General features: G+C 72.1%; 23 protein-coding genes and 2 pseudogenes. 13 read left to right on the top strand and 12 right to left on the bottom strand.

Going from position 1 to position 26,524, the window contains the following annotated elements; genetic code table 11:
- Positions 1-169: 169 nt before the first annotated feature.
- The 4 genes and pseudogenes from B124_RS13940 (at position 170) to B124_RS13925 (ending at position 4,224) form a co-directional block, all read left to right on the top strand.
- On the top strand, positions 170-673 hold the full coding sequence (locus B124_RS13940) for an MBL fold metallo-hydrolase (RefSeq protein WP_496503116.1): 504 nt from the start codon (positions 170-172) through the stop codon (positions 671-673).
- A gap of 358 nt (positions 674-1,031) precedes the next feature.
- Positions 1,032-1,463, top strand: a complete 432-nt coding sequence (locus tag B124_RS13935; RefSeq protein ID WP_496503115.1) for a nuclear transport factor 2 family protein — start codon at positions 1,032-1,034, stop codon at positions 1,461-1,463.
- Between the two features lie 1,179 nt (positions 1,464-2,642).
- Positions 2,643-2,789 (top strand): annotated as a pseudogene (locus B124_RS13930) (NF041680 family putative transposase); the annotation flags it as partial.
- A gap of 106 nt (positions 2,790-2,895) precedes the next feature.
- Positions 2,896-4,224: an alkaline phosphatase family protein gene (locus tag B124_RS13925; RefSeq protein WP_496503114.1), complete on the top strand. Its 1,329-nt coding sequence runs from the start codon at positions 2,896-2,898 to the stop codon at positions 4,222-4,224.
- A 300-nt stretch (positions 4,225-4,524) separates the two neighbouring features.
- Here B124_RS13925 and B124_RS13920 read toward each other — a convergent pair whose 3' ends face one another.
- Positions 4,525-4,926, bottom strand: a complete 402-nt coding sequence (locus tag B124_RS13920) for an ATP-binding protein (protein WP_496503113.1) — start codon at positions 4,924-4,926, stop codon at positions 4,525-4,527.
- Between the two features lie 159 nt (positions 4,927-5,085).
- Here B124_RS13920 and B124_RS13915 point away from each other — a divergent pair, with 159 nt between their 5' ends.
- The 3 genes from B124_RS13915 to B124_RS13905 all read left to right on the top strand — a co-directional run bounded on the left by B124_RS13915 (position 5,086) and on the right by B124_RS13905 (position 6,847).
- Positions 5,086-5,916: a Scr1 family TA system antitoxin-like transcriptional regulator gene (locus B124_RS13915; RefSeq protein WP_496503112.1), complete on the top strand. Its 831-nt coding sequence runs from the start codon at positions 5,086-5,088 to the stop codon at positions 5,914-5,916.
- Positions 5,913-6,134, top strand: coding sequence for a DUF397 domain-containing protein (locus tag B124_RS13910; RefSeq protein ID WP_496503111.1), 222 nt, complete (start codon positions 5,913-5,915; stop codon positions 6,132-6,134). Before B124_RS13915 ends, B124_RS13910 begins: the two co-directional genes overlap by 4 nt.
- Positions 6,135-6,370: 236 nt before the next feature.
- The gene (locus B124_RS13905) at positions 6,371-6,847 is read left to right on the top strand and encodes an SAM-dependent methyltransferase (protein ID WP_496503110.1); all 477 of its coding nucleotides are present in this window, start codon (positions 6,371-6,373) and stop codon (positions 6,845-6,847) included.
- Positions 6,848-6,956: 109 nt separating this feature from the next.
- On the opposite strand, the gene B124_RS13900 is transcribed toward B124_RS13905, so the two are convergent.
- From B124_RS13900 to B124_RS13890, 3 genes are all read right to left on the bottom strand, one after another.
- Positions 6,957-8,114 carry a cytochrome P450 gene (locus B124_RS13900; RefSeq protein WP_496503109.1) on the bottom strand — a complete coding sequence of 386 codons (1,158 nt, stop codon included), beginning with the start codon at positions 8,112-8,114 and terminating at the stop codon, positions 6,957-6,959.
- Positions 8,115-9,210: 1,096 nt separating this feature from the next.
- A complete protein-coding gene (locus tag B124_RS13895; RefSeq protein ID WP_496503108.1) occupies positions 9,211-10,518 on the bottom strand; it encodes an MFS transporter in 1,308 nt (435 codons plus the stop codon).
- Positions 10,499-11,119, bottom strand: coding sequence for a mycothiol-dependent nitroreductase Rv2466c family protein (locus tag B124_RS13890; protein ID WP_496503107.1), 621 nt, complete (start codon positions 11,117-11,119; stop codon positions 10,499-10,501). Before B124_RS13890 ends, B124_RS13895 begins: the two co-directional genes overlap by 20 nt.
- 40 nt (positions 11,120-11,159) lie before the next feature.
- Between B124_RS13890 and B124_RS13885 the strand changes: the two genes are divergently transcribed.
- From B124_RS13885 to B124_RS13875, 3 genes and pseudogenes are all read left to right on the top strand, one after another.
- Positions 11,160-11,669, top strand: coding sequence for a MarR family winged helix-turn-helix transcriptional regulator (locus B124_RS13885; RefSeq protein ID WP_496503106.1), 510 nt, complete (start codon positions 11,160-11,162; stop codon positions 11,667-11,669).
- 244 nt (positions 11,670-11,913) lie between these two features.
- Positions 11,914-12,120 carry a hypothetical protein gene (locus B124_RS13880; protein WP_496503105.1) on the top strand — a complete coding sequence of 69 codons (207 nt, stop codon included), beginning with the start codon at positions 11,914-11,916 and terminating at the stop codon, positions 12,118-12,120.
- 1,918 nt (positions 12,121-14,038) lie between these two features.
- Positions 14,039-15,742 (top strand): annotated as a pseudogene (locus tag B124_RS13875) (ATP-binding SpoIIE family protein phosphatase); the annotation flags it as partial.
- A 90-nt stretch (positions 15,743-15,832) separates the two neighbouring features.
- On the opposite strand, the gene B124_RS13870 reads toward B124_RS13875, so the two are convergent.
- Genes B124_RS13870 through B124_RS13855 form a run of 4 tightly spaced genes read right to left on the bottom strand, consistent with a single transcriptional unit; the run spans position 15,833 to position 18,169 of the window.
- Complete coding sequence (locus B124_RS13870) at positions 15,833-16,366, bottom strand: FAD-dependent oxidoreductase (protein WP_496503104.1); 534 nt, start codon at positions 16,364-16,366, stop codon at positions 15,833-15,835.
- The gene (fabI, locus tag B124_RS13865) at positions 16,356-17,162 is read right to left on the bottom strand and encodes an enoyl-ACP reductase FabI (protein ID WP_496503103.1); all 807 of its coding nucleotides are present in this window, start codon (positions 17,160-17,162) and stop codon (positions 16,356-16,358) included. Before fabI ends, B124_RS13870 begins: the two co-directional genes overlap by 11 nt.
- Positions 17,163-17,170: 8 nt before the next feature.
- Entirely contained in the window at positions 17,171-17,734 is a 564-nt protein-coding gene (locus tag B124_RS13860) for a hypothetical protein (protein WP_496503102.1), read from the bottom strand.
- Between the two features lie 48 nt (positions 17,735-17,782).
- On the bottom strand, positions 17,783-18,169 hold the full coding sequence (locus B124_RS13855; protein ID WP_496503101.1) for a hypothetical protein: 387 nt from the start codon (positions 18,167-18,169) through the stop codon (positions 17,783-17,785).
- Positions 18,170-18,484: 315 nt separating this feature from the next.
- Between B124_RS13855 and B124_RS13850 the strand changes: the two genes are divergently transcribed.
- Positions 18,485-19,348 (top strand): helix-turn-helix domain-containing protein, encoded by an 864-nt coding sequence (locus B124_RS13850; RefSeq protein WP_496503100.1) that lies wholly within the window; start codon positions 18,485-18,487, stop codon positions 19,346-19,348.
- A 33-nt stretch (positions 19,349-19,381) separates the two neighbouring features.
- Complete coding sequence (locus tag B124_RS13845) at positions 19,382-19,576, top strand: DUF397 domain-containing protein (protein WP_496503099.1); 195 nt, start codon at positions 19,382-19,384, stop codon at positions 19,574-19,576.
- 209 nt (positions 19,577-19,785) lie between these two features.
- Here the strand turns inward: B124_RS13845 and sigJ are convergent, their stop codons facing one another.
- Together sigJ and B124_RS13835 are read right to left on the bottom strand one after the other, a co-directional pair.
- Entirely contained in the window at positions 19,786-20,667 is an 882-nt protein-coding gene (gene sigJ, locus B124_RS13840) for an RNA polymerase sigma factor SigJ (RefSeq protein WP_496503098.1), read from the bottom strand.
- 231 nt (positions 20,668-20,898) lie between these two features.
- Positions 20,899-21,801: an NAD(P)-dependent oxidoreductase gene (locus B124_RS13835; RefSeq protein ID WP_496503097.1), complete on the bottom strand. Its 903-nt coding sequence runs from the start codon at positions 21,799-21,801 to the stop codon at positions 20,899-20,901.
- Positions 21,802-21,860: 59 nt separating this feature from the next.
- Here B124_RS13835 and B124_RS13830 point away from each other — a divergent pair, with 59 nt between their 5' ends.
- Positions 21,861-22,211, top strand: coding sequence for a winged helix-turn-helix transcriptional regulator (locus B124_RS13830; protein WP_496503096.1), 351 nt, complete (start codon positions 21,861-21,863; stop codon positions 22,209-22,211).
- A 145-nt stretch (positions 22,212-22,356) separates the two neighbouring features.
- On the opposite strand, the gene B124_RS13825 is transcribed toward B124_RS13830, so the two are convergent.
- The gene (locus B124_RS13825; RefSeq protein ID WP_496503095.1) at positions 22,357-23,004 is read right to left on the bottom strand and encodes a hypothetical protein; all 648 of its coding nucleotides are present in this window, start codon (positions 23,002-23,004) and stop codon (positions 22,357-22,359) included.
- A gap of 169 nt (positions 23,005-23,173) precedes the next feature.
- The gene (locus tag B124_RS13820; protein WP_496503094.1) at positions 23,174-26,143 is read right to left on the bottom strand and encodes a helix-turn-helix transcriptional regulator; all 2,970 of its coding nucleotides are present in this window, start codon (positions 26,141-26,143) and stop codon (positions 23,174-23,176) included.
- Positions 26,144-26,524 lie beyond the last annotated feature (381 nt).

Below are 26,524 nucleotides of genomic sequence, written 5' to 3'. Positions count from 1 at the left end.
GTTTCCGACGTGGCGTTTCGTCGAGACCTGCGGGAAACCGGACGCAGGTTGACTCCACGGCTACTTCCGCCCGCTAGGCGACGATCGCTAGAAGGGCCCGCCTGGGGCTGCCAGCCGAGGCGGACACGTTGCCGGCGGCCTGCCCGACTTCCCCGGCGCCGACGTCCACGTGCTGGCGGCCGAACTCGCCGCGGCGCGCGCCGAAGCGCCCAGCTTCCGCTACCGCCCGGCTCACTGGGCACACGAACCCCGCTGGGTCACCCACGACCACGAGGCGGGCGGCGAGGAGTGGTTCGGTTTCACCGCGCTGGAGCCGAAGGGGCTGCCGCCGGTGATCAGACTCGTCCCCCTCGGCGGTCACACCGCCGGCCACACCGGGGTAGCGGTGCAGAACGGCGACCGGTGGCTCCTCCACTGCGGTGACGCGTACTACTACCACCGCGAAATCGGGGAACTGAAGGAACTCCACCCGGTATTAAACATCGTCCCGACGCACTCACAGGTGCACCGCGACCTGCGGCTCGGAACGCAGGCCAGGCTGCGGGAACTGGTCCGCGACCACGGTGACGAGGTGGAGGTCTTCTCCGCACACGACCCGTGGGAACTGGCCCGCTACCGCACCGGGGGTGTGCCGGGCGATGTCACGGAGGCCGGGAGGCCCCGGACTCGGTGACGGAGCGGTCCACGGGCTCGAAGCCGGCACGGCCCCGCGCGCACCGGGCCTGCCCGGGCAGGCCGGGCGGCCCGGCCTGCCCGGAACGCCCGAGACCGCAGAGACGCCCGCCGCCGGGACAAACTCGCGGTAACCCACCCCCTGAAGCGCCCCAAATCGCCCACACGACCCGACTTTCGCCCACCGCCACGCACCCATCCGACCCCGGAAGGGCGGACCACCACCCCGGCCACCCCGGCCCGACGGCGCGGCGGGCGGCCTGCCTTACTCCGGAAGTAATCGCCTCGGCCCGGCCGCATGGGCAAGCTTGCTGGTCTCTCCGCGTTGCCGTGACGCGGACCGGGAGGAAGGGGCAGCCGTGGCCGAGAGCACGCGCGCGGTGGTCGAGGAAGTGCTGCGGCGGATCGGCGAGGGCGATCCCGAGCGCATCGCCGAGCTGTACGCCGAGGAGGCCGACTGGAAGCTGGACTGGCCGGAAGCCGAGCACGACCGCCCCGCCACGCCGTGGATCCGGCACCGTGCCAGCCGTGCCGACGCCGCCGCCCACTACCGCGAGATCGCCGAGCACCACGTGCCGGAGGACGTGGCGACCGAGGTGGAGCGCATCCTCGTCGACGGAAACGACGCGGTGGTGCTAGGGGAGATCCGCCAGACGGCCCGGCCCACGGGCCGGGCGTATCGCGCCCGGTTCGCCCTGCACCTGACGGTCGAGGACGGCCTTGTCACGCGGCACCACGTCTACGAGGACAGCCTCGCGGTGGCCCAGGCGTTCGAGGCGGAGGACCGGTAAGACCGCCCGGGCTACCGCTGGTCACGGCGGTATAGGCGACGGGCAGGGCCCAGGTACGGGGCAGGCCCGGGGGTGGGGGGCAGGGCCCAGGTACGGGGCAGGGCCCAGGTACGGGGCAGGGCCGGGGGTGGGGGGCCCGGCGTGGGGCGGGCCCGGCGGGGCGAGCCCCCTGGCCGTACGGGCGGCGCCGGTGCGGGACAGGCCCGCCTCGGAGCGGGCCCGGGCGCCGGGGCGGGGGTGGGGGCCCGGCAAGGCGAGCCCCCGCGGCCGGAGCCTCGCCCCACGTCCCCCTCACACCCACCCAAGGGTATGCGCCCCCACCGACAACGCCGGCTGACCACGGCAGCCGGGGGCGGCAACCCGGTACGGGGCAGGCCGGCGAGACGGGCCGCTGGCGTCCGGGCGGTGGGCCGGTCCGGGGTGGGCCGGCTGGTGGTGGGGTTGTCGGTTCCGGGGGTGCGGTGTCGGGGTATGGCTACGCCAGCCGGCTCCCAAAAGCACACCGGTCTCCGACGAGGGCGGCGCCGATCCAGAACCACCAGCCCCGAAGCGAGGCCCACCCCCGCGCCACACGCCCATGCCGAGCCCAGCGGTGACGAGTTCGGCCCCGGCCCGGGGGCGTACGTGGGGAATCCGGCGCAATTCGTCACCCGAAGGCCGACTTTCGCCTCGCCACGCGCACCCGCCCGGCCGTAACCATGCCGACGGCCACCCGGCAGGCCCCAAGTGCACGCCACGGAGACAAACTCCGGGCAACCCCCAAGCCAAACACGGACAAACCGCTCACGCGGCCCGACTTTTGCTCACCGACGCGCACCCAACCGCCTCCAGGAGTGGCGGTGTCGGCGCGGCACAGGCCGGAACGGAAGCCTGTGGTGCGGTTGCGTTCGGCCGTCAGGTCTCGCTTCGGGGTTGGTGGTTCGGGATCAGCGCCGTTCGCGTCGGAGACCGGTGGGCTTCTGGGAGGCGGCTGGCGTTCGAGGTGGGCCCCATGCTCCAACGAGCCCGTCGAGCCGCTCCCCGCCGGCCGGACCTGCCCGGGGCCGGGCAGTCGCCCGTACGACGAGCGGCAAGCCTCGCCGGCCTACCCCGCGCTGGGCTGCCGCCCGTATGGCCAGGGGCACGTCTCGCCGGGCCTGCCCCACGCCGGGTTCCCGCCCCGGCGCCCGGGCCCGCCCCTGCCCGGCCCGTGAGCCGAAACCCAACCGGCCCGGTCCCGGACGCCCGCCCGGCTCGAAGAACCGGCACCCCGCCACCCGCTCAGACGTGGGCAAAACGACCAGACGCCCCGCCACCATCATCGAACGCGACCAGACCAGACCATAAGGCACAAGATCAGAGGGTGTCGGGCAGATCAACGGCTGCCTGTTGCATGAGCAGATGTCGGCTGAAGGACCTGGGGATTTCACCACAATCTTGAATGCTCTTGATCATGAACGAACCAAGACCCAGCCCTACGTCCGTCCGCCCGGTCAGCCGCCGTGCCGTGCTCGGTGCCGGCGTCGGGGCCGCCGCTCTCGCCGCCGTCCCCCGCGATGCCTGGGCCCGCACCTCCGGGGTCGGACCGCGCGCCAAGCACGTCGTCCTCGTTGGCTGGGACGGCTTCGATCCGGCCTATCTGGATCTGGTCGAGACGCCGTACCTCGACCAGTTGGCCCGCCAAGGAAGCCTCGGCACCACGACCGGATGCTTCCCGTCGATCACCAACAGCTCCTGGGCAACCGTCGCGACCGGCGCCTGGCCGCGCACGCACCTCAACACCCCGTACTACCTCGACCCTTCGTCCGGGAAGGCGACCAGCCAGGCCCGCACCCTGGAAGCCCAGAGCATCGCCGAGGCCGTGACCGCCGCTGGCGGGACCGTCGCCTCGGTGCAGTTCTTCATCGTGCAAAACCACGGGGCGGTGTTCGGTGACCCTCGTGCCCTGTACGTCCAGCCGGGCGGCTCCATGTCCGTCCGGACTGACGTGGCGATCGACGTCCTGCACGGCCGTCCGGTGCAGTCGGGACCGCAGACGGTCACCGTCGAGAAACCCCCGACGCTCCTGGCCGTATACGGCGACGCGCTCGACGCGTTGGGCCACGCCGAGGGCGCGGAGGCACCGGGCATGGGCGCCACGCTGGCCGCCTTGGACGCGGAACTCGGCAGACTCGTGCAGGCGACGAAGGACGTCGGCATCTACGGAGAGACCGCGTTCGTGCTGCAGGGTGACCATGGCATGACGACGTTCACCCGCGGTTTCGGCGGACTCGCGCTCGCCGCGTTGCGCGGCGCGGGCTTCACTGCCGAGTTCGTCGCACCGGGCCAGGTCCCGTCCCCGCAGACCGACATTGCGATGGTCGTCGGCGGTGTCGCCAACGTCAACCTGCTCGGTGCCGCTCGAACGGGCGAGAACATCGCGCGGGCGCGGGCCGCTCTCGAATCCGTCGAACAGGTGCAGCGAGTCTATGACCGTGCTGACCTCGACGCGTTCCACGCCAGCCCCTGGCTCGGCGATCTGGTGGCCGAGCCCGTGGCCGGCTGGTCGTTCGCCGAGACCGACCCGGCCGGCCCTCGCGGCTACCACGGCCGGACAGGTGAGATGCAGGCCAGCCTTCTCCTCGCCGGCCGGGGAGTGCGCAACGGCGTGCAGCCCCGGCAGGCGCGGCACGTTGACATTGCGCCGACGATTGCCGCCCTGCTGGGCATCCCCGCTCCGGCCCAGGCCGAGGGAAGGGTGCTCACCGAGGCCCTGGACGAGCGGATCGCAACCGGAGACTGAAGGGTGCGTTTTGCCCCTGACCGTTCCTGACCAGAATCGTGTCCCCTGTCGTGGTGTACCGGGTGGTCGTCCCGCGCTGGCTGGCACCCCCGTTGGCCCGGTTGCCCCGTTCCCGCCGGTGTCGTCCCTGCGCTGGGAGTCGGCGTTGTCGGTGGGGGCGCATACCCTTGGGTGGGTGTGAGGGGGAGATGGGCAGGGGCAGTGGGCCGCGGTGGGCCTGGGAGGCCGGGGGCGGAGGGCTCGCGGACCGGGGCGGGGGCTCACGGACCGGGGCGGGGGTTCGCGGACCTGGGTGCGGGGTCATGGGGTTGCCGGGTTCAGGGGGTTCGCCTGCGGGACCTTGAACGTTGCCCAGACCGCCTTTCCCGGGCCGTTGCGCACCGACGTGCCCCAGTCGTCGGCCAGGGCCTCGACCAGGAGCAGCCCCCGGCCGCGGTCGTCGGTGGCCGCGGGAGCGCACACATGCGGCTCGCCGCCCCCGGCGTCGTGCACCTCCACGTGGACGACGTGCTCCTGCACGTCGACCCGTACGAGGAAGAAGCGACCAGCGGGGGTGTGCCGGAGCGCGTTGGCCGCCAACTCGGAGACGCAGACGCGGATGTCGTCCGCCCGCTCCGACGCGTCCACGACGGCGGTGACGAAGTCGCGTGCCTTGCCGACCGACCGGGCACTCCGGGCGAACGTGCGCGCCTGCGTGGTCATGATGCCTACCTCGTTCCGGATCGAGCTGGGTCAATTCGTCAGTTCGTCTGATGCACTGACCGGGGATCTACTACGGTGCGTGAGTAAAGAGTTGCCCTCCGTGCTGGCGGGCAACAGGTCTTTATGTCCCCCGCTTTTGCTGGAGATCGGAGCCGCACCGTGCCCGCACGTCCCCGCGAACTGACCCCCGATCGAAGCGCCCGTCACCTCTTCGGCGCGAAGATGCGCGCCCACCGCATGCGCGCCGGGATGAGCCTTGAGGCGCTGAACGACGTCGTGAACATCAGCCGCAGCCATCTGGCCCGCATCGAGACTGCGGAAGCCATGCCACCGCCGGATCTCCCGCCGCGGCTGGACGCCGCGTTCGGCACGGACGGGATCTTCCAGGAGCTGTACCGGCTCGCGGCGAAGGAGATCCACCCCGACCAGTTCAAGCGCGTCATGGAACTTCAAGCCCGAGCGCAAGTGCTCGGGGAGTACGGCGGTCAGATCGTGCCGGGGATCTTGCAGACGGAGGACTATGCCCGTGCCCAGTTCAGGACGGCCAACCCATGGGCACCGAACGACAAAATCGAGGAACTGGTCACCGCTCGTCTGAGTCGGCAGTCGGTGTTTTCCTCCGACACGTTGATGGACTATTCGGCGGTGCTGGACGAGGCCATGCTCCGCCGGGGCTACGGCGGGCCGGAGGTGATGCGGGCGCAGCTCGCGCGCCTCGAAGAGTTGACGCTCACTCAGAAGACCATGGTCCAGGTCGTCCCGTTCGAGGTCGGGGGACATGGGTTGGCTGGAGCCACACTCGTGCTGATGACCATGGAAAACGGTGCGCGCTTCGCCTACGAAGAAGGCGCCACCACAGGCACGTTGATGGAGGATTTGGAAAGCGTCATCGAACGGCAGCGGGTATACGATCTGTTAAGGGCATCCGCCCTGTCGCCGCGTGATTCGGCGGCCTTTATCCGGTCCGTCATGGAGGAGTTTCCGACATGAGCACCACGCCCGATCTCTCCCGCGCGGAGTGGGTCAAGTCGAGCTACAGCGGCAACGGCGGCAGTAGTTGTGTCGAGTGGGCACCCGCCTACGCCACCTCCGGCGTCATCCCCGTCCGCGACAGCAAGGACCCCCACGGCCCCGCGCTCACCTTCGAGCCCGCCGCCTGGACGTCCTTCGTCGCCGCCGTCCAGCGCGACGAGTTCGGCACCGCCTGACGTGCCCCGCGCCTCCGAGCGGCCTCTGCCCCACCGGGGCAGAGGCCGCTCCCCGTGACCGCGAGGCCCCCCTGCGGTGACGCCGATGCCGAACTGTCCGGGGGAAGGTCAAGGACGATTCCCGCGGAAAACGCGCCAGCGCGCCACGAGAGCACGGCATCGTCCGCGCCGAATCCGAACGCGCGGGCGTACGCCCGGTGAGGCGCCGGTGCGGGAGACGGGGATAGCCTCTGCCCATGCCGAGCTTCGAGATCACACCGATTGGCACGGTCCGGAACGACCGGACGGACGTCCAGCACACGGACAACTGGGGTGCCGTGCGCAGCACGATCACCGTCGACGAACGCTTCGGCGAGGCGTGCCTGCAAGGGCTGGAGGGCTTCTCCCACGTGGAGGTCCTCTTCCTCTTCGACCTGTTCCCGGAAGCCGACGACGACCGCGGCTACCGCGAACCCCGCCCCTACCGAGGCCGCTCCGACCTCCCGCCCATGGGCATCTTCGCCGGCCGCGGCCCCCGCAGACCGAATCGGATCGGGGTGACGTCGTGCGCCGTCGAGTCCGTCCGGGGCCGCGAACTGACGGTGACGGGCCTCGACGCGGTCTCGGGCACCCCGGTCGTCGATCTGAAGCCGACGATGGCGGAGTTCCGCCCGGTGGACGTCAGGCAGCCGGAGTGGGTCAGCGGCATGATGGCGGAGTACTTCAAGCCGTAGGCCCGGACGCCGGGGGCGTCCGGGCCCGTGGGGCTCGGTGTCAGTACCAGTACCAGCGGCGGGCTGGCTTGTTGGTGAAGATGCGTCGCATCGTCGCGGCCATGGCTGATCACCTCCGTCTCGTGTCGTGGGCGGGCGGGTGGTCCGGGGTGCGGTGCAGGACGAACGGTCGCGGGACGTTGCCCTCCGACATCGCGGCGCGGGTGTCGGCGCCGGTGACGGCCAGGCGGGCGCGGTCGGTGAGGGCGGTCAGCGACTCGGTGAGCAGCGTGTGTGCCACCGCCGTGCCGGCGCAGCTGAAGGGCCCGGTGCCGAAGGGGATGTAGGGGCCGTGCCCGCCGTTGCCGGTCCAGCGTTCGGGCTGGAAGACGTCAGGGGAGTCCCAGTGGCGTTCGTCGTGGTGCAGCAGGTACGGGCAGACGGAGACCAGCTCGCCGGGCGGGAGGGCGGTGCCGCCGAGTTCCACCGCGTACGGGAGGGTGCGGCCGAGCATCCAGGGCACCGGGCGGTGCCGCATCGCCTCGCGCACGACGTGATCGACCGGCCAGGGCCACGGTGCGGTCCCGGTGTGGTGCAGGCAGGCCAGCAGCAGCGACCAGGCCAGCGAGGCGCTGACGGGGGCCATGATCGCCCGGAACATCATCAGATGCAGGGCGGCCACCGTCCGGCCGGATGTCTCCGGCTCCGGGCACACCGTGAGCACCGCGTCCAGCATGTCCCGCGGCTCGCCGGCAGGCAGCCGCCGGCGGCGGTGCGCCTCCTCGGTCACGGCGGTCAGCAGCCTGGCCCGTAGCAGCTCCGCACGGGCCCGCCGCCACACGTGCGGCGAGCGCACCGCCACGCCTTCGAGGGCGGCCCGCCGCATCAGCTCAGGGCTGCCGCCCGGGGTGCCGGGGTGCAGCAGCACGTCCGCCAGGCAGCGGTAGACCAGCCGCGTGCCGGCGTCCGGCCACCGGCTGGCCGGCGGCAGGGCGGCGACCGCCGCGGGCAGCGCGGCGCGGTAGCGCGGCACGGCGGCTCGCAGGAGGCCGCGTACCGCACGGCCCAGTTCCGTCTGCGCACCGCGGTCTCGCAGCAGTTCGCCGAAGAAGACCGAACCGCCCGTGTGGTACTCCGGATCCCGCAGCAGTGTCTGCGCCAGCTCCGTGTCGCGGACGCACCAGCCGCCCCAGGGGAGCCGGATCACCCCCGCCGTGCTGCCGCGGCTCAGCTCCTCGATGCAGGCGAGGGGGTCGCGCCGCAAGCGGATCCGGTACCCCAGGCTCATCCCCCACCTCCGGTGACCCTTCGCGCATGACCAAGCGATTGCTTTCAAATGGGTACTTCCACACCATCGTTGAGATATGTGCAAACTAATCCTGTTGTGTAGGCGCACGCCGGGCGTGCACCCTTCATCAGCCCCGGCCGGTACGCGAGACTGGTGGCAGGCGGACGTCGGGGAGCCGGGGGCGGCTTTGGACGAGACGGCGGTGGGGCGGGAGCGGTCGCGGGCCGTGCGGCGGGCCGAGCGGTGGCTGCGGCGCGCCGGGAGTTCGGACGGGTCAGGGCGCGCGTTCCGGGCCTGGCACCGGCTGACGGAGAAGGCGCGGCGCGGGGATCCGGTGGCGCTGGCGGTGCTGGTCCGCGTCGCCCGTGACCCGGGGCACCCGCGGATGCGCCAGGCCGGAACGGTCCTCGCCGACCGGTGGATCGCCACCCTCGACCCACCCGTACGGGCCGTCGTGCTCGAGACCGGCGCTGTCTCCTCACATCCGGTCGGGCGGTTCCGTACGGCCGCGCTGCACGGGCCCGAGCGGCTGCGCGCCACCGGCGGGGGATGGGCCCAGTACGCGTACATGCTGCTGCACGACCGCGACGACGTACGGAAGGCCACCGCCGAGCTGTGCCGCACGGCGGGCGCCTGGGAGACGAAGATGCTGTGGCCCCAGGCGCTTCGCCGTGCGTCCTGGGACCTCCCCCCGGAGGTGACGGACGAGTTCCTGCTCGACACCCTGCGGACGCGGTCCCGGTGCCGGAGCTGGCCGCCGTGTCCGTCGCGCCTCGCCCGACGGCGGGCTGCTCGCCGCGGGCTACGCGGGCGGCATCACGGACCTGTACGACGTACGCCACGGGGAGACCCCGTCCCTCGCCGCCCGCCCGCTCGCGTACGCGCGGCCCGCCCACGCGGACGCCCTGACGGCCGCACTCGACGTACCGGGAACGGCGGGGCCGGTACGCGAGGTGCTGCGACTGCTGCTGGCGCTGCTGTCGCACCGCTTCCCACGCGACGGCGACGCGACGACGCTGAGCACGGGCGGCTACGACATCGCGTTGTGAACCGGGGAGAGAGACACGGGTCCACGGAGTCGGCGTGCTGCGCTCCTTTACGGAGCTGCCAACCCGGTGGCCTGTCGCGGCAGCGTGTGCTCGGTGCGCAGCAGGGCCGCCGCGCCCGACAGGACCATCAGTGCCAGGACCGTCCACAGTTGCCAGGGCCCGGCCTCCAGCAGGAATCCCAGCAGCAGCGGCGCGATGGTGCGGCACAGCGACCAGGAGAGCTGGTAGACGGAGAGGTACCGCCCGCGGAGGTGGTCGGGGGCGGCGTGCACCGACAGGCTCTGCGCGGGGCCGGAGTGCATCAGTTCGCCGGCGGTGTAGAGCACCGCGACCGCCAGCACGGGGACAAGGGCCCGCGGGCCGCTGACCACCTGGGGGAGCAGCGCGAACGCGGCGAAGGACAGCGCGAAGACGGCCGCGCCGAGTGCGGCATTGCGGGGGCGCCTGCCGCGCAGGGTCAGGCGGGCGGCCAGGACGCCGAGCGCGGCGACCAGGGCCGTGTTGACCGCGAACACGGCCCCCGCCAGGGCACCGGGCAGGCCGACGTCGCGGGTGAGGAAGACCGGCAGGGCCATGGCCTGGGCGGTGTAGCCGAAGGCGATCAGGAAGTTGGCGGCGGTGATGAGGAGATAGGGGCGGTCGGCCAGCACCTGCCGGTATCCGTCCCGCGTCGCCTCCGGCCGCCGGGCGTCGCCGCGGACGGCGGAGATGCGGGACACCAGTGCGGCGGCGAGCGTGAACAGCACCGCCAGGGCGACGGCGGCGGTGGTGAAACCGGTGTTGCCGTCGAGTGCCAGCAGGCCCGCCGCCGCCAGGCTGCCCGCCCCCATCCCCCCGTTGCGCAGGCTGCGGTCCCACGCCAGCAGCCGGTCGCGCTCGGCGCCTTGGGCGATCTCCCCGATCAGAGCCTGCTGGCTGGGCGAGGAGGCCCACATCCCCAACGCCACCACCAGGGCGACCCCCAGGAAGGCGGGATAGGAGTCGGCGAAGGGGTACGCGGCGAAGCCCGCCGCTCGCAGCAGCAGCGCGCCCATCACCACACCCTTGGCGCCGAATCGGTCGATGACCACGCCCACCGCCGGCATGACCGCCAGCGCGCACAGTCCGGCCAGGGTCAGGCCGGCGCCTATGGACGTCAGGGACAAGCTGGTGAGGGCGTGGACGAACAGCATCGTCAACGGGACGTAGATACCGTCACCGAGCGAGCCGACCAGGCTCGCGGCGATGAGGCGACGCCGGGCGGACGCGCCGGAGTCCGCGGCGTCAGCTGGGGTCGCGGTGTCGCCGGCGTCAGCGGCGTCAGCAGGGGCAGCGGCGTCAGCAGGGGCAGCGGCGTCAGCCGAAGTCGAGCGCACCGCGTCCGCGCTTCAGCTCCGCGAACTCCCCCGTCCCGGCCAGGGTCCGTACCGCGTCGAACAGCCGCACCGCCTCCTCGCCCCTCGGCGCGGCGGTCAGGACCGGGCCGAAGAAGGCCGCGCCGTCCAGGACGACGACAGGCGTGCCGGACTCCTCCCCGACGGCGTCCTGCGCCGCCTGGTGGCTGGCGCGCAGGGCCGCGTCGTACTCGTCGGTGGCGGCGGCCTTGGCCAGGGATGCCGGCAGGTCCAGTTCGGCCAGGGCTTCGGCGATGGCCGCGTCGTAGTCCTTGGTGCGCTGTACGTGGATGCGGTTGCCGAGCGCGGTGTACAGCGGGCGCAGGACCGCGTTGCCGTGGCGGGCCCCGGCCGCCGTGCACACCCGGGTCGGGCCCCAGGCGCGGTCGTTGAACTCGCGGTACCAGGGTTCGAGGTCGCGGTGCTCGTTGAGCACCGACAGGCTCATGATCCGGAAGCTCACGTCGACCGGTCGCAGTCGTTCGACTTCGAGCAGCCAGCGGGAGGTGAGCCAGGCGAAAGGGCAGGTGGGATCGACGTAGCAGACAACGGGTACCGGGGGCCGGACGTGATTATCTTCCATGGAAGAGAATTTAACTTCCATGGAAGGTATGGTCAAGGGCATGCTGAGTGACGCCACCGACACCACCGCCGCCATCGTCGACCAGTGGAAACGCGAGCGCCCCGATCTGGACGCGGCGCCGATGCTCGTCGTCGGCCGGCTCTTCGCCCTCACGGCCGCGCTCGACCGCCGCCTCCGGCCGCCCTTCGCCGCCGCGGACCTGGGCAACGGCGACTTCGACGTCCTCGCGGCACTCCGGCGGTCCGGCGAGCCCTACGCGCTGTCGGCGGGAGAGCTCAGCCGCACCGTGCTGGTCACCACCGGCGCGATCACCAAACGGGTCGACCGGCTCGCCACCCGCGGTCTGGTGAGCCGGTCGGTCGCGGACAACGACTCGCGCGGGCGGCTCATCACCCTCACCGCCGAGGGCGTCCGGCTGACCGACCAGCTCATCGCCGTCCACCTGGACAACCAGCGCGGCCTGCTCGCCGGGCTCAGCGGGGAGGAGCAGGCCCAGCTCGCCGGCCTGCTCGGACGGCTCGCCGGCACCCTTGCCGCAGCGGACGGGTGAGCGCCGGGTCCCGAAGGTCCCGAAGCGGACCAGGGCGGTGTCTTCACAGGGGTGGATGCCCAGAGCGGGCTGTTGTCCTGCAAGGGGAGCAGGAGTGGGTGTGTTGGTCTTCGATGACGCAGCGGGCTGCCGATAGCGTCTTGGGGCGGCATTGGTGCGGGCACGGCGGTGTCGGCGGCCGTGATCCGGCGCTGGACACACCTGGGTGCGTGGCGAGGCGTGACATGGGGTTGTGGAGGCAGCCGTGGCGGAGTCACGAGACAACGAGCGGCTGGCCGGGCGCCTGGCGGCCGTGGGGGCGTTGGGGTTCGTGCTGGTTGTGCCACCGCTGCTGGCGCAGTTCGACCACATGGACCGGATCTTCGGTGTCCCGGTTCTCTGGGCCTACCTGTATCTCGTCTGGGCGATCGTGATCGGCCTGGTCGCCGTCATCGGCGCCAGATCAAGGTAGTGCTGTGCTCCAAGCCTGGGTCATCGTCGCTGTTTCGGTGGTGTACCTCGGCCTGCTCTTCGGTGTGGCCTTCTACGCCGATCGGAGGGCAGACGCCGGCCGGAGCCTGATCAACAACGGCACGGTCTACGCCCTGTCCCTCGCGGTGTACGAAACCGCATGGGCGCTCTACGGCAACGTGGGCGGGGCCGCCGTGACCGGTGTCGGCTTCCTGGGCCTCTATCTGGGGCCAGTGATCATGCTCGCGCTCGGCTGGGCGGTGTTGCGCAGGATCATCCGGATCAGCCGTCGGCATCGGGTCACGTCGCTGGCCGACTTCGTCTCCGCCCGCTATGGCAAGAGCGCGGTGCTGGGCGGTCTGGTCACGATCATCGCCGTGGTCGGGGTTGTTCCCTACATCTCACTCCAGCTCAAAGCGGTCTCCGACACCTTCGAGATCATTCGCCGGTATCCCGAGATCACCGCTCCCTCGGAGATGGGCCAGGTCCCGCTGCTCCAGGACACCGGGCTGTACGCGGCGCTGCTGCTCGCCGCGTTCACCGTCCTCTTCGGCACCCGCCACCTGGACACCGCCGAACGCCACGAGGGTCTGGTCGCTGCCGTCGCGTTCGAGTCCGTCATCAAGCTCGCAGCGCTCCTCACGGTCGGGATTTTTGTGACCTTCTGGATGTTCCGGGGCTTCGACGACCTGTTCTCCCAGGCGGCGCAGGCCGACCTCACCCAGTTGTTCACACTGCAAGAGCACACCAGCTACGGCACGTGGGTCTGGCTCATCGTGCTGTCCATGCTGTCGATCGTGCTGCTGCCCCGGCAGTGGCAGGTCACCTTTGTCGAGAACGTCGACGAGAAGCACCTCAAACGCGCGATGTGGCTGTTCCCGCTGTACCTGCTCGCGAACACCTTCTTCGTGCTTCCGCTCGCAGCCGGCGGGCTGCTGCGGCTCGGAGAGGCCACCGACGCCGACACCTACGTGCTGGCCCTCCCGATGGCCGAAGGCCAGCAGGCACTCGCGCTGTTCGTCTTCATCGGCGGCCTCAGCGCGGGCACCGCCATGATCGCCGTCGAGACCATCGCACTCAGCACCATGGTGTCCAACTCACTCGTGATGCCGCTGCTGCTGCGCGGCAAGTCCCGGCTGGCCCATCGGGACGATCTCACCGGCCTGGTACTGGGCATCCGCCGAACGGCCATCGTGGCGATTCTGCTGCTCGGCTACGCGTACTTCCGGCTCGCGGGCGAGGGGCGGGCGCTGACGTCGTTCGGACTGGTGTCGTTCGCGGCCGTAGCACAGTTCGCGCCCGCGATCCTCGGCGGCCTGTTCTGGAAGGGCGGTACCCGGTGGGGTGTGCTTGCGGGGCTTGTGGCGGGGTTCGTCATGTGGGCGTACACCTTGCTGCTGCCCAGCTTTGCCGAGTCCGGGCTGCTGCCCGCCTCCTTCCTGCGTGAGGGCCCGCTCGGCATCGAGCTGCTCCGGCCGCAGCAGTTGTTCGGCCTGTCGGGAATGGACCCGGTCAGCCATGCGATGTTCTGGAGCGCGCTGCTGAACATCGGCGGGTACGTCGCCGTCTCACTCGCCGGCCGGCCGAATGCCGCCGAGCGGGCGCAGGCGGTGCAGTTCGTCGACATCCTCGCGGAGCCTGCCAGAGAACGGCGCTGGCAGGCCCGTGCCACGGTCGGCGCCGTGCAGACGATGCTGGAGCGCTTCCTCGGGCGGGAGGGCGCCGAGCGGGCGGTGCGCGCCTACCCGGAGACGAAGCCCGACTCACCGGAAGCCGAGGCGCCCCCGGAGCTGATCCATCACGCGGAAGCCCAGCTCTCCGGCTCTGTCGGCGCGGCGTCCGCGCGGCTCGCGGTCGACGCCGTGGTCGGACAGGAACCGGTCCGCACCGATGAGGTGATGGAGATGCTCGGCGAGGCGTCGCAGAGGGTCGAGCTGGTCCGGCGACGGCTGGAGTTCCTCTACGACGCGACCAGCAGCATCGGAACCACCCTCGATGTGACTCATACGGCCGAGGAGTTGACCCAGGCCGCGGTTCCGGGCTTCGCCGACTACGTCACCGTCGACCTGCCCGAGGCCGTGGTGCGCGGTGACGAACCGGGGTTGAACGGCAGCATCAGCGACATCGGCCCACGGATACAGCGCATGGCCGTCAGCGGTATCCGTGACGACACTCCCTTCTTCCCCATCGGCGACCTGATCACTTACGCGCCGTCCTCGCCGCCCGCCCGCAGCATCGAGACAGGGCAGGCGATCCTGGTGCCCCGGCTGCGTGACTCCCCGGGGTGGCAGGAGATGGATCACGCACGGGCCGCACGCATCCTGGACTACGGAGTTCACTCGCTCATCACGGCGCCGCTGGGCGCCCGCGGTGTGCTGCTGGGTGTCGTCAACTTCTGGCGCTCGGAGAAACCCGAGCCCTTCGAGCAGGACGATCTCTCCCTCGCGGCCGAACTGGCCGCCCACGCCGCCGTATCCCTCGACAACGCCCGCCGCTACACCCGCGAGCACGGCATGGCCGTGGCCCTCCAGCGCAGCCTGCTGCCCCGCACCCTGCCCGAACAGCACGCCGTCGAAGTCGCCTACCGCTACCTCCCCGCACAGGAAGGCGTCGGCGGCGACTGGTTCGACGTGATCCCCCTGTCCGGCGCCCGCGTCGCCCTGGTGATGGGCGACGTCGTCGGACACGGGCTGCACGCCGCCGCCACCATGGGGCGGCTGCGCACCGCCGTACACAGCTTCTCCTCCCTCGATCCACCACCCCACGAACTCCTCGGCCACCTCGACGAACTGGTCACCCGCACCGACCAGGAAGCCGTCGCCGCCGGCTTCGAGACCACCATCACCGGCGCCACCTGCCTGTACGCCGTCTACGACTCCGTGACCCACCGCTGCGCCATCGCCAGAGCCGGCCACCCGGCACCCGCCCTCGCACACCCCGACGGCGCCGTGGAATTCCTGGACGTACCCTCGGGCCTCCCCCTCGGCATCGGCGGACTGCCCTTCGAATCCGTCGAACTGCACCTGCCCGAGGACAGCAGACTCGTCCTGTTCACCGACGGCCTCGTCGAACGCCGCGACCAGGACATCGATACCGGACTCGACATCCTCCGCCAGACCCTCGCACGCGCCGATCAGACCCCCGAGGAGACCTGCGACGCCGTACTCGACGCACTCCTCCCGCCCGTCCAGAGCGACGACATCGCACTGCTCGTCGCCCGCACACGGGTACTGGGGAGCGGACAGGTCGCGCAGTGGGACATCGAGTCCGACCCCGCAGCCGTCCACCGCGTACGCGCCGCCGTCTCCGCACTCCTCGCGGAATGGGAACTGGAGACCCTCCAGGAGACCACCGAGCTGATCCTCAGCGAACTGCTCACCAACGCCATCCGCTACGGCGTCGGGCCCCTCAAGGTACGGCTGCTGCGCGACCACATGCTCACCTGCGAGGTCTACGACCACAGCCTCACCTCACCACACCTGCGCTACGCCGCCACCATGGACGAAGGCGGACGGGGTCTCTTCCTCGTCGCCCAGCTCACCGCACGCTGGGGAACCCGCTACACCACAGACGGCAAAGTCATCTGGGCCGAACAGACCACACCGAAGCCACCCGGCAACTGACCGGCCCGGCCGTCGCCACCAGCCGCGCACAGCGGAGAAGGCTGCCGGGGCCGGCTGACTACCGGACCCGGCCCACGAGCACGGACACTCTCAGCCCGCCGGCGGGTGCCGGGTCTCCTGGGCCAGCCGGCGGGTGAGCAGCCGGCGCGGGCCCGCCGTGTCGCCCGCCGCGAACACCTCCGGCAGCGCCCGCAGCCACTCGTCCACCGGCACCCGGCCGAGGTGGTCGAGGCCGCCGGGGTCGGCCACGAGCTGCCGGGTCAGTTCCTGGGCCCGCATCCCGACCGACCACACGACCGCGTCCGCGTCAACCCGTTCACCGCCGGAGAGCACCGCGTACCCGTCGCCGACCTCCGTCACCGTCGTCCCGAGCCGCCGCTCGACGCCCAGTTCGTCCAGCGCCGCCTCGGTCGCCGCCCGCGGCCCAGGACCGAGCGGCTCGCCGACCGTCTCCGCGGTGTCCACCAGCAGCACCCGGCCGCGCGCCGCCAGCTCCGTGGCCGCCTCCAGGCCGACGAACCCGGCGCCGACGACCACGGCGGCGCAGCCGTCGCGTCCGCGCAGATGGGCGCGGAGGGCTGCCCGTGGGCGGCCCTCCACGGCGTGCCGTGCGTCACTCTGCATCGGTTGGGCGTGTCAGAGGAGCGCCCATGGCGTGATAACCGCCGTCGACGTGCAGGATGCTGCCGGTCATGCCCCGGGACAGGTCGCTGAAGAGGAAGCTGGCGGTGCCGGCGACCACGTCGGGGTCCCGGACGTCCCAGCCGAGGGGTGCTTGTTCCTGCCAGGGGCCGGCCAGGGTGTCGAAGCCGGGGATGGACTTGCCGGCCATGGTGAAGAGAGGGCCGGCGGAGATGGTGTTGACGCGGATGTTGGCGGGGCCGAAGTCGCGGGCGAGGTAGCGGTTCACGGATTCGAGTGCGGCCTTCGTCGGGCCCATCCAGTCGTAGATCGGCCAGGCGACTTGGGCGTCGAAGTCGAGCGAGACCACCGAGGCCCCTGCCGGTGCCTTCTCCATGAGGGGCTGGAGGGCTACGGCCATGGCCTTGAGGCTGTAGGCCGAGACGTGCATGGCGGTGGCGACGGACTCGAAGGGGGTGTTGAGGAAGTTGCCGCCGAGGGCGTCGCCGGGCGCGTAGGCGATGGCGTGCAGCATGCCGTCGACGTGGTCCCACTCGGCGGCGGTCTCGGCGGCGAGCCGGTCCATGTCGTCCGGCTGGGTGACGTCGGCCGACACCAGGGCGACCGGAGTGCGGGGGAGCCGCTTGGCGATGCGGCCCATGATCGATGACGGCCGTCCCGGCGCGTTCGTCAGGATGACCTCGGCGCCGTGTTCCATCGCCTGACGGGCGATGGCGAAGGCGATGCTGTCGCTGGTGAGGACACCGGAGATGACGAGGCGTTTGCCGTCGAGCAGCACGGGCTCTCCTAGGAGTTGAGGTGGTCGGTGCCGGCCAGGTACGTGTCCAGGCGGGCGGCCTCAACATAGCGGCCGTCGGGGGTGGTCAGCGGCAAGGAGAGGTCGGGCCGGAGGACGCAGCCGGCGGCTTTGAGGTCGGGGGTGATGCGGATGCCGCAGCCCATCCATCCCTCCAGGCATGCGTCTTTGACCTGGCAGGTCTGGCAGACCGGTGCGGTGTGCTGGGTGCGCGGGTAGTTCAGGTTCGTCTCGATCGAGGCGCCGCCGCATAGCCACCACACGATGTTGACGCGGCCGGGCAGTGCGTAGGTCCACACGGTGATCCGCTCGGTGCGGCCGGCCCAGAGCTGGGTGATCTCCTGCCAGGAGATGTGATTGCGCAGCCACTGCTCGTCTTGGCGCGGCATCCACATCACGTCATAGAGGCGGACCCGCAGTCGGCGGTGGTCGATCCAGTCGAGGAAGTCGGGGATGTCGTCGTGGAAGCCCCGTAGCAGTACCCGGTTGTACGAAGGCCGCCCGCGGACCGTGGTCCCGCCGCAGAGCAGTGACCCCCGCAGCGAAGCGGTCACGAAGACCGGGCACGGCCGCCGAGTGGGCAACTGCAGGACGCAGGAGGTTCATGCAGCCCTCGTCTCGGACAGCCAGGCCAGGCCCCGGTGCGCCAGGGTGGCGGCGACGGCCTCGCAGAGGGCATCGGCGTCGGTGTGCGGCAGCGCGGCCGACGCCGGCGGAACCAGCCAACGCCGGCCGCTCAAGCGCCGGCCCGACGACGGCCAGCGCGTAGCGCAGGCACGAACGCACGTCGTCTCCGGCAGCGCCGGCCACGACCCGGCAGTCCCCGCGGGTACGACGAACTCGACCGCCTGTCGGGGAGCGGTGAAGGCTACCGGGCCCAGCGGCACTCGGCCTCGCAGTAAGCGATCCAGCACGTCCAGCCCTACGGGCTGCGTCATACGCAGAACGTCAAGCTGGATCACGCCAGTCTTGTCCGTGCTGGTGCTCATCGCCATCGCCTCCGGTCTTGGACATAAAGGGAGGAAGGGCGTGGCCGTGCGGGGGGTGCCGTGGTTGCCCTTCTCGATCCCGGGCATGCACGTTGCCGCGTGGAGCAACTGCCGTGCCCGCTACCAGTCGTGACGCATCGGTAGCAGGACTAGCGTGGTGCTTGCGAAACCAAAGGCGCAATGGAACACGAAATTTTCACCAGAGATGGCATATGCGATCACATGCGCTATGGGCTGTGCAAGGTGGGACTGCCGCTGTCAGAATCGACACCAGCACCGATGCTCCGCTCGCTCGACCATCCGGGAGGCACACTCGTGGCAGCACCCACCGGGCCCACGGTCCGGCGCATGCAACTCGGCTGGGAACTCAGACGGTTGCGGGAGAAGGCCGGGTTCACCCTCGCGGACGCGGTCGCGGGGTTGACGTTCTCCGTCTCCAAGCTCTATCGCATGGAGAACGGGCTGACGGCCCTGAAGTCTGCGGCTGACCTTCGCAGCCTGCTGGAGCGCTACGGCGTCACGGACGAGGAAGACATGGACTTCCTCGTTGAGATCCAGCGTGACTCACTGAACCGGGGCTGGTGGGCTCCGTACCGCAGCACCATGCCTTCCGGCATGGCCACGTTCGTCGGTCTGGAAAGCGGCGCCCGCACGATTCGGGCCTGGCAGCCCAACGTGGTCTACGGCCTGTTGCAGACCGAGCGCTACACCCGCGAGATGCTGCTGACGGCGAAGCTGGTCGAGGAGACCACCACGGAGTTCATCGAACGCACCACTCAGCTCCGTATGGAACGCAGGGATCTGCTCACCCGCGAGGACAGCAAGCTGGAGCTGTGGGCCATCCTGGACGAAGCGGTGCTGCGAAGGGTGGTGGGCAGCCCGGACGTCATGCGCGAGCAGTATGACGAGATCATCAGACTGTCCAAGCTCGACAACGTGACGATCCAGGTCCTCCCGACGACAACAGCCACCTACCGCTCCAGCTTCGATTTCGCCTTGCTGGATTTCGACGACCCACTGCCCACGGTCGTCCAGAGTGACGTTCCGGAGGGATCGACCGTCAGCGACAAAGACACCACCGTCTGGGCATTCTCCCGCAGGTTCGACGCACTGCGGGCGGGCGCACTGGCTCCGACCGAAACGCCTACTTTCCTGCACCGACTAGGACGAGAGATCTGAGACTCCATGACTCATCGCACACCAGCAGTCTCCGTGGAAGGCGACTGGTTCAAGTCGTCGTACAGCTCTGAGACCGGCGGCAACTGTGTGGAAGTCGCCAACCTCACCAGCACTGGCCAGATTGGCATCCGTGACTCCAAGGACCCCAAGGGCCCGGCACTGCTGCTGACGCCTGAGCAGTTCGCCACGTTCATCGCCGATGTGCGCGAGGGACGTTACGACATCTGACGAGAAAACGACCTGGCAACCGGTTAGCTGAAGTCCTGATCCACTCAGGCAACCGGAGGGCAGGCCCCGCTCGGGGGGCCTGCCCTCCTTCGGTTGTGTCCAGTGTGCTCGGCGTGTGCTCGCTAAGACGCTGACCGGGTGGCCGTTCCCCTTTCCGGCTGCTCGGCGCCCGGCAGGTGCGGGGATCCGAAGGAGACAAACCAGGAGGTTCAGAGGTGACCGAGGGAGCCGAGAGAGGCGAGCTTGTCGGGGTTGACGAGCCGGCGGTACGCGGTGAGCCGGCCGTCCGCGACGTCCACGGTGTCCAGCCACACGGGCACGCCGTCGCGGTACGTCACGAGCGCGGGCTCCCCGTTGATCTCGATGATCCGCGCGGGGCCGGGGCGCGCGATCCGTACCGAACGGACCATGAGCTGCGCGATCGCCTCCACCCCCCGCACCGGCCGGCGGGCGGCGACCTGCTTGCCGCCGCCGTCGCCGACGTACACGGCGTCGGGGTGCAGCAGCGAGACCAGCGCTTCCATGTCACCGGCGTCGGCGGCGGCCTTGAACGCCCTGAGCACGCGCTCGGTCTCCGCCCGCGAGGCCCTGGGCTGCTGCCCCTCCTCCCGCACCCGGGCGCGCGCCCGGGACGCCTGCTTGCGGGCGGCGGCGGGGGTGGCGCCCAGCACGTCGGCGATGCGGTCGAAGGGGAAACCGAAGACGTCGTGCAGTACGAACGCGACCCGCTCGGCGGGCGACAGCCGCTCCATCAGCACGAGCATCGCGGTGCCGACGGACTCGTCCACGAGCACCTGCGCGGCGGCGTCGGGCCCGGTCGGCAGCGGCTCCGGCAGCCAGGGGCCGACGTACGACTCGCGCCGGACGCGGGCGGACTTCAGCACGTTGTACGCGGTCCGGGCGGCCACCGTCACCAGCCAGGCGCGCAGGTCCCGCACGTCGGACAGATCGGCGGCGGCGGCGCGCAGCCACACGTCCTGCGTGACGTCCTCGGCCTCGGCGACACTGCCGAGGATGCGGTACGCGGCGCCGAAGACGGCGGGGCGGTGGGCGGTCCAGTCCGCCTCGTTCAGCGCGCGGGTCTGCTTCACGGCCGCGACCTCCTCACACCGACGACACGCCTACGACACACCGACGTCGCTGTGCAGTGTAAGCAGGTGCCGGACCAGGACGTACGCGGCGAACGTCCGGGACGTACGCGGCGCAGGCACGGGGCGCCGCGGGGCAGGCGCCGGGGGCCGGCCGGGCACCGCCCCGACGGCCCCCGGCGCCCCGCCGGTCACCCCTTCCCGGCCCCGTCAGACCGACCGCCGGCCGGCCCGTCAGACCCGCTCGGCCGCCCCCGGCAGCCGGCCCGCGACCAGTTCCGTGACGCGGGTGAACCCGTCCGTCCCGTACCCCAGCCCGATGACCCGTTCCGCCTGTCCCGCCGCCGCCCTCATCACCCCGGCGTCGATGCCGTGGCGCTCCGACGTGCTGATGATGTGCCGCATGGACGACGCGGACGACGTGATCGGGTTGTCCAGACCGGAGAAGTCCTCCGCGGCCACCCCCGCGGCCATCGTCCCGATGATGTCCGGCAGGATCGCGCCGATGCCCTGGGCGAACGGCGCCAGTTCGGCCGGTGTGACGCCCTCGGCGCGGGCGACGGCCAGGGCGTGCGCGGTGCCCGCCATCGCGGTCCAGAAGATGTCGAGCAGGGCCACGTCGTACGCGGCGGCCCGGCCGGGGTCCTCGCCGAGGTGGGTGTGGGTGCCGCCCAGCGCGGAGAGGACCGGCCGGTGTGCGTCGTAGAGGTCCTCCGGGCCGCTGTGGAGGAACACCGCGGCCGGGGTGCCGATGGTGGCGGCCGGGGTCATGATCGCGCCGTCGAGGTAGCGCACCCCGTGGTCCGCCGCCCAGGCGGCGGCGTCGCGGGCCCGTGTGGGGGTATCGGCGCTGAGGTTCACGACCGTACGGCCCTTCAGCGCGCCGGCGACGTCCGGCCGCCGCAGCACCGAGTCGGCGGCGTCGTAGTCGACGACGCACACGACGGTCAGGTCGCTCGCGGCCACCGCCTCCGCGGCCGACGCCGCACGCAGCGCGCCCTGCCCGGCCAGTTCGACATCGCGGCCGGGGGTGCGGTTCCAGACCGTGGTGCGTACCCCGGCGGCGGTGAACGCCCCGGCCAGGGCCCGTCCCATCGGGCCCAGGCCGAGGACCGTGACGGCATTGTCTGCGGACATGGCTAACCTCCATAAGAGAAGAGAGTGGAAAAAAGACACGTGGGGACCATGGAGGTGCCATGACACGCAAGCTCGCTCAGCGCACGGACGTCTGCGGGGTGACCGCCGCGATCGCCGTGATCGACGGCAAGTGGAAGACGGCCCTGCTCTGGCTGCTGGAGACCCGCCCCCACCGCCCCGGCGAACTGCTCCGCCAGTTGCCCGGCCTCAGCGAGAAGGTGCTGACGCAGGCGCTGCGCGAGATGGAGGGCGACGGCCTGGTGCACCGCGAGGTGCACGAAGGGCTGCCGCTGAAGACGGTGTACTCGCTCACCGGCTTCGGCCGCGACCTCTCCGTGGCGCTGACCCCGCTGTCCGACTGGGGCCACCGCCGTCTGGACAACCTCACCGGAGCCGGCTCGGCTCCCTGACCACCTCCGTGTTCCGCGTCTGCCTCCAGCCTCGCCCGGGAGGGGCGGCCTGCCAAGTACCCACAAAAAGGTGGGTACGGCCGGGCAGCCGGGGTGCCGCGGGGGCGTCCGCCGTCCTGACGCCCCCGCGGCACCGGGGGGTGCGTCAGTCGATGCGGACCGGGCCGCTCCTGGCCTCGTCGCCGCCCGCGAAGTTGCATATCGACGGTGCCATCACGTGCGACGGGCTGGACCAGCCGGCGCACTGGTAGCTGGAGTGGCCGTACCAGTCGTGGCCGAACTCGTGCGCCGCCAGCAGCGCGTCGTCGTTCACGCCGCCCAGGTACAGCGCGATGCGCTGGCCCTGGCCCCAGTTGCAGCCGACGATGTTGCCGCCGCCACCGCAGTCGGTGATGTAGCTGTTGCGGCACTCGACGGGGGTGTCGCTGCCGGAGGTCTGGTTCAGGTTGGCCCAGGCCGCGGCGCCCTGGCCGATCACGCCCGCGGCCCCGCTGCACGACGAGGTGAGGTGGTACGCGCGGTCGGTCGGGACCGGCCAGGCGGTGGCTCCGAAGTCGTCGCCTTGCGGGCCCTCGGCTACCAGCGCCTCGAACTCCTCCGCGGTGATGCCGTGGCCCTCGCCGAGCCCGCCTTCGGCACCGGTGGCGTGGGCGGCGTGGTCGTGCGCGAACGCCTCGACGGCGGCGCTCGGGGCCTCGGGCGCGGGCGCCGCCTGCGCGCCGGGGCCGACGACCGCGGCGGCCAGGGCCGCCACGCCTACGAGTACGGATCTCAGGAGTACCTTGCTCCGCATGGAGTGCTCCTCGGTTGGTGGGGGATGGGGCGGCGCGCCGCCCGTTCACACAGATCGCATGTCTGCGGACCGAGAACAATCCGGGAAACGGTACGTAGGGACCACGTATTAATTGCCCGTGTACTGACAGGCGGCATACCGATGAGCCGATGGGCCGGTGGGCCGTGCGTCAACTGCCCGGGTGCGGCTGCCCCGTGGCGTCCGCCACCTCCGACCGCGAGCCGACGTGCAGCTTGCGCAGCAGCTTCGCCACATGCTGCTCGACGGTGCGCGGGGAGAGGTACAGCACGTCGGCGATCTGCCGGTTGGTGTGGCCGAGCGCCACGAGCCGGGCGACCTCGCGCTCGCGCGGGGAGAGCTGGTCACCGTAGCCGCGCCGGCCGCGGCGGGAGGGGAGGGGGACGTTGTTGCCGCGCAGTACGCGGCGGCAGCGGGCGGCGTCGCGGACGGCGCCGAGGTCGGCGAAGTGCTGGGCGACCCGGGCGAGTTCGCGGGCGGGGCCGGGGTCGGGGGTGCCGGAGACGGTGACGCCGCTGCCGCCCGCCGCCAGGCGGCAGCGGGCCGCCGCCTCGGCCGCCCGCGCCGCCGAGTACGGCTGCGGCAGCGCCCCGTACGCCCGTTGCGCCGCCGTGAACAGCCCCGCCGCCTCCGCCATCCGCTCCTGTGCCATCCGCCCCTCCTTCTGCCCCCGCCCCGCCGCGACGATCCCCCGGCACGCCAGCAGCGCCGCCGCCGCCAGCGGCGCGTCCCGGCCCGCGATGCCCGCCGCCAGTTGAGCCGTGACCTCCTCCGCCGCCCGCAGCTCCCCGCCCCGTACGAGCGCCGTGACCGCCGGCGGCGCCAGGTCGCCCGCCCACGGCCAGATGTCCTTGCGCCGGATCCGCGCGAGCCCCCGCTCCGCCTCCGCGCGCGCCCGCGCCGGCTCGCCGCGGGCCGCCAGCAGGCGGGTCATGGCGCCGGCGGCGGTGGCGAGTATCGGCGCGGGCGCGTTGCGCGGGTCGGCGAGCCCGGCCGCCGCCAGCTCCGCCGCCGCCTCGTCCCACTCGCCCAGCGCCGACGCCAGCAGCCCCAGCACCAGGTGCGCGTCGGCGGCGATGCTGGAGGCGCCCTGCACCGCGTCGAGGGTGTGCCGGGCCCGCGCCGCCAGCCCCCGCCAGCGGCCCGCGTACCAGTCAAGACGCAGCGCCGTGCCCGCCACGATGCCTTCGAGGTACGCCGCCCCGCACTCCGCCGCCAGCCGCCGCCCCTCGCCGCGGTAGCGCTGCGCGGCCGGGTAGTGGCCGAGGCAGGCGGCGGCGTCGGCGAAGTTGCCGCAGGCGCGGGCGACCTGGCGGCGGTGGGTGCCGGGTCCTGGGCGGCGGATGAGGCGGTCGGCCTCCGCCCAGACGGCCGGGTCGCCGAGGCTCATGCGCAGGGCCAGGTGGTTGCCGCGTACGGCGGTGCGCACCGCGGGGTCCCGCTCGCGCGCCACCAGCTCCTCGGCCCGTTCGATCCACCGCTCGTAGACCTGCCGCGGATGGTCGCCCCACGTCGGCATGGCCAGCGCCGCCATGCCGCGGGCGGCGAGCGCGGGACGGGCGCGCAACTCCGCCACGGCGACCTCGGTCTGGGCGCGGCCCTCCTCGTAGCGGCCGGCCTGGTTGTGGAGGAGCAGGCCGAGGTTGAGGCGGATCTCGCCGCGTACGCCGGCCGGGATGTGGCCGTCGCGGACGATGTCGTGCAGCAGCTCGGTGGCCCGGTGGTGGGTGAGCCCGACGACGGCGTCGCGGCTGAGGTCGACGGCGATACGGGCTGCCCCTCTGCGATCAGACCGCCCGAGGCGCCCGTCCGACAGCAGCTCCTCCAGCACCCCCACGGCGAGCGCCAGGTCGCCCATCTCGCGCGCGGAGCCGGCGGCGGCCTCGGCGTAGCGCTGCCACTGGGCCAGTTCGCCGCCGTGGTGCGCGTGGTACGCGAGCTGCATGAGGGGCTGGGGGTCTTCGGCGGCCAGGGCCCGCATCGCCTTCAGGTGCAGCCGGCGGCGGTCGGGGCCGAGGAGAGCGGCGTAGACGGCCTGCTGGGCCAGCGCGTGGCGGAAGCCGTAGCGGTCCTCGCCCCACTCGTACAGCACGCCGGCGAGCAGCGCCTCGCGTACGGCGGCGGAGTCGGCGGGCGCGGCGGGCTGCGCGGGGGTGCCGCGTACGACGGCGGCGATCAGCGCCTCACCGGCGGGTACGCGCAGGACGGAGGCGGCGCGCACGGCCTCGGCGGCGGCGGGGGAGAGCACGCTCATGCGGTCGGCGACGGCCTCCTGGAGGCGGGTGGGGACGGGCATACGGGCGAACGCGCCGTGTTCGACGCCGTGTTCCGCGCCGTGTTCTGCATCGCGTTCGGGGAGGGCGCGTACGACCTCCTCGACAACGAAGGGGATGCCGGCGGTGCGGCGGTGCAGCTCGGCGGTGAAGGCGTCGGACGGCCCGGCCGTCCCGGTCAGGGCGGCGAACATGCCGCGTACGCCGTGGACGTCCAGGGGCCGCAGCGGGAGGACGACGGCGGTGGTGCCGGGCGGCTGGCGGTAGGCACGGCCCAGCGGAAGGCCGCTGCCGGGCAGGTCCTCGCGGCGGTAACTGAGCACGGCCGACAGCCCGTCGGGGGGATCGTCGACGAGGAAGCGCAGCAGGTCGCGGGTGCCGTCGTCCATCCAGTGCAGATCCTCGACGACCATCACGGTCTCGCCGGCCGCGTCGAGCAGCGCCCGTACGGCACGGAACAGCCGGTGCCGCCCGGCCCGTAAGTCGCTGAGCAGCTCCGGCGCCGGCGGCAGCCGGTCGGCCAGCTCCGGCAGATACGCGCGCAGCGCACCGCACACCGGGCTGAGCGCCGGCGGCAGCCCGCCGGCGAGATGCCGCAGCAGATCGAACACGGGCCCGTACGGAAACGGCTCCCGCAACGGCCGGCAGCCCCCGAGCAGCACCCGCCGCCCGCGTACGGCGGGATGCCGCAGCGCTTCACGGATCAGCCGCGTCTTGCCGACCCCGGCCTCGCCCTCGACCATCGCCACCGACGGCGGCTGCGCCACGGCATCCACCAGCGCGCCCAGCTCCCGCGCCCGGCCGACCAGCACGGGCGCCTCCGCAGGGCGCACAACGGTCACGGGCATGAGCGCCTCCGGCCGGTGGGGTCCAGCGGCGCGCCGGGGGCGTGCAGGGGGGCGCGTCGCAGGCGGCGACAGCGTGAAGGTAAGCCTCAGCGCGAAGGTAAGCCTCAGCGCGCGCCCTGGGCAAGACCGGCCCGACTCGTTGACCGGGGCGCGTCACATCGCGGGGCGCTGCGTTGTCATACGTGTGGCGGCCGCTTCACCGACCACCGGGACCGCGGGTGGTGGGACCCTCCGCCGGGGCGCCCACCACCCGCCCCGGCCGGCTCCGGCCCGCCGGGCGGGCCGTAGCGGAGGCCGAGGGGGCGCACAGACCGAGTGGCGTGGCACCTTCCCCCGGGGTGTCACGCCACTCCTGCCGCTCCCGGCTGCGGGCCGGGGCGG

The organism is Streptomyces sp. CNP082, from assembly GCF_059570535.1.
This window is presented reverse-complemented; position numbering and strand designations above follow the sequence as displayed.

Excerpts from the sequence above, each read along its gene's own strand:
- B124_RS13925 (WP_496503114.1), top strand. The coding sequence starts at position 2,896 with ATGAACGAACCAAGACCCAGCCCTACGTCCGTCCGCCCGGTCAGCCGC.
- B124_RS13920 (WP_496503113.1), bottom strand. The coding sequence starts at position 4,926 with ATGACCACGCAGGCGCGCACGTTCGCCCGGAGTGCCCGGTCGGTCGGC.
- B124_RS13910 (WP_496503111.1), top strand. The coding sequence starts at position 5,913 with ATGAGCACCACGCCCGATCTCTCCCGCGCGGAGTGGGTCAAGTCGAGC.
- B124_RS13905 (WP_496503110.1), top strand. The coding sequence starts at position 6,371 with ATGCCGAGCTTCGAGATCACACCGATTGGCACGGTCCGGAACGACCGG.
- B124_RS13900 (WP_496503109.1), bottom strand. The coding sequence starts at position 8,114 with ATGAGCCTGGGGTACCGGATCCGCTTGCGGCGCGACCCCCTCGCCTGC.
- B124_RS13890 (WP_496503107.1), bottom strand. The coding sequence starts at position 11,119 with ATGGAAGATAATCACGTCCGGCCCCCGGTACCCGTTGTCTGCTACGTC.
- B124_RS13885 (WP_496503106.1), top strand. The coding sequence starts at position 11,160 with ATGCTGAGTGACGCCACCGACACCACCGCCGCCATCGTCGACCAGTGG.
- B124_RS13870 (WP_496503104.1), bottom strand. The coding sequence starts at position 16,366 with ATGCAGAGTGACGCACGGCACGCCGTGGAGGGCCGCCCACGGGCAGCC.
- B124_RS13855 (WP_496503101.1), bottom strand. The coding sequence starts at position 18,169 with ATGAGCACCAGCACGGACAAGACTGGCGTGATCCAGCTTGACGTTCTG.
- B124_RS13835 (WP_496503097.1), bottom strand. The coding sequence starts at position 21,801 with ATGTCCGCAGACAATGCCGTCACGGTCCTCGGCCTGGGCCCGATGGGA.
- B124_RS13830 (WP_496503096.1), top strand. The coding sequence starts at position 21,861 with ATGACACGCAAGCTCGCTCAGCGCACGGACGTCTGCGGGGTGACCGCC.
- B124_RS13825 (WP_496503095.1), bottom strand. The coding sequence starts at position 23,004 with ATGCGGAGCAAGGTACTCCTGAGATCCGTACTCGTAGGCGTGGCGGCC.
- B124_RS13820 (WP_496503094.1), bottom strand. The coding sequence starts at position 26,143 with ATGCCCGTGACCGTTGTGCGCCCTGCGGAGGCGCCCGTGCTGGTCGGC.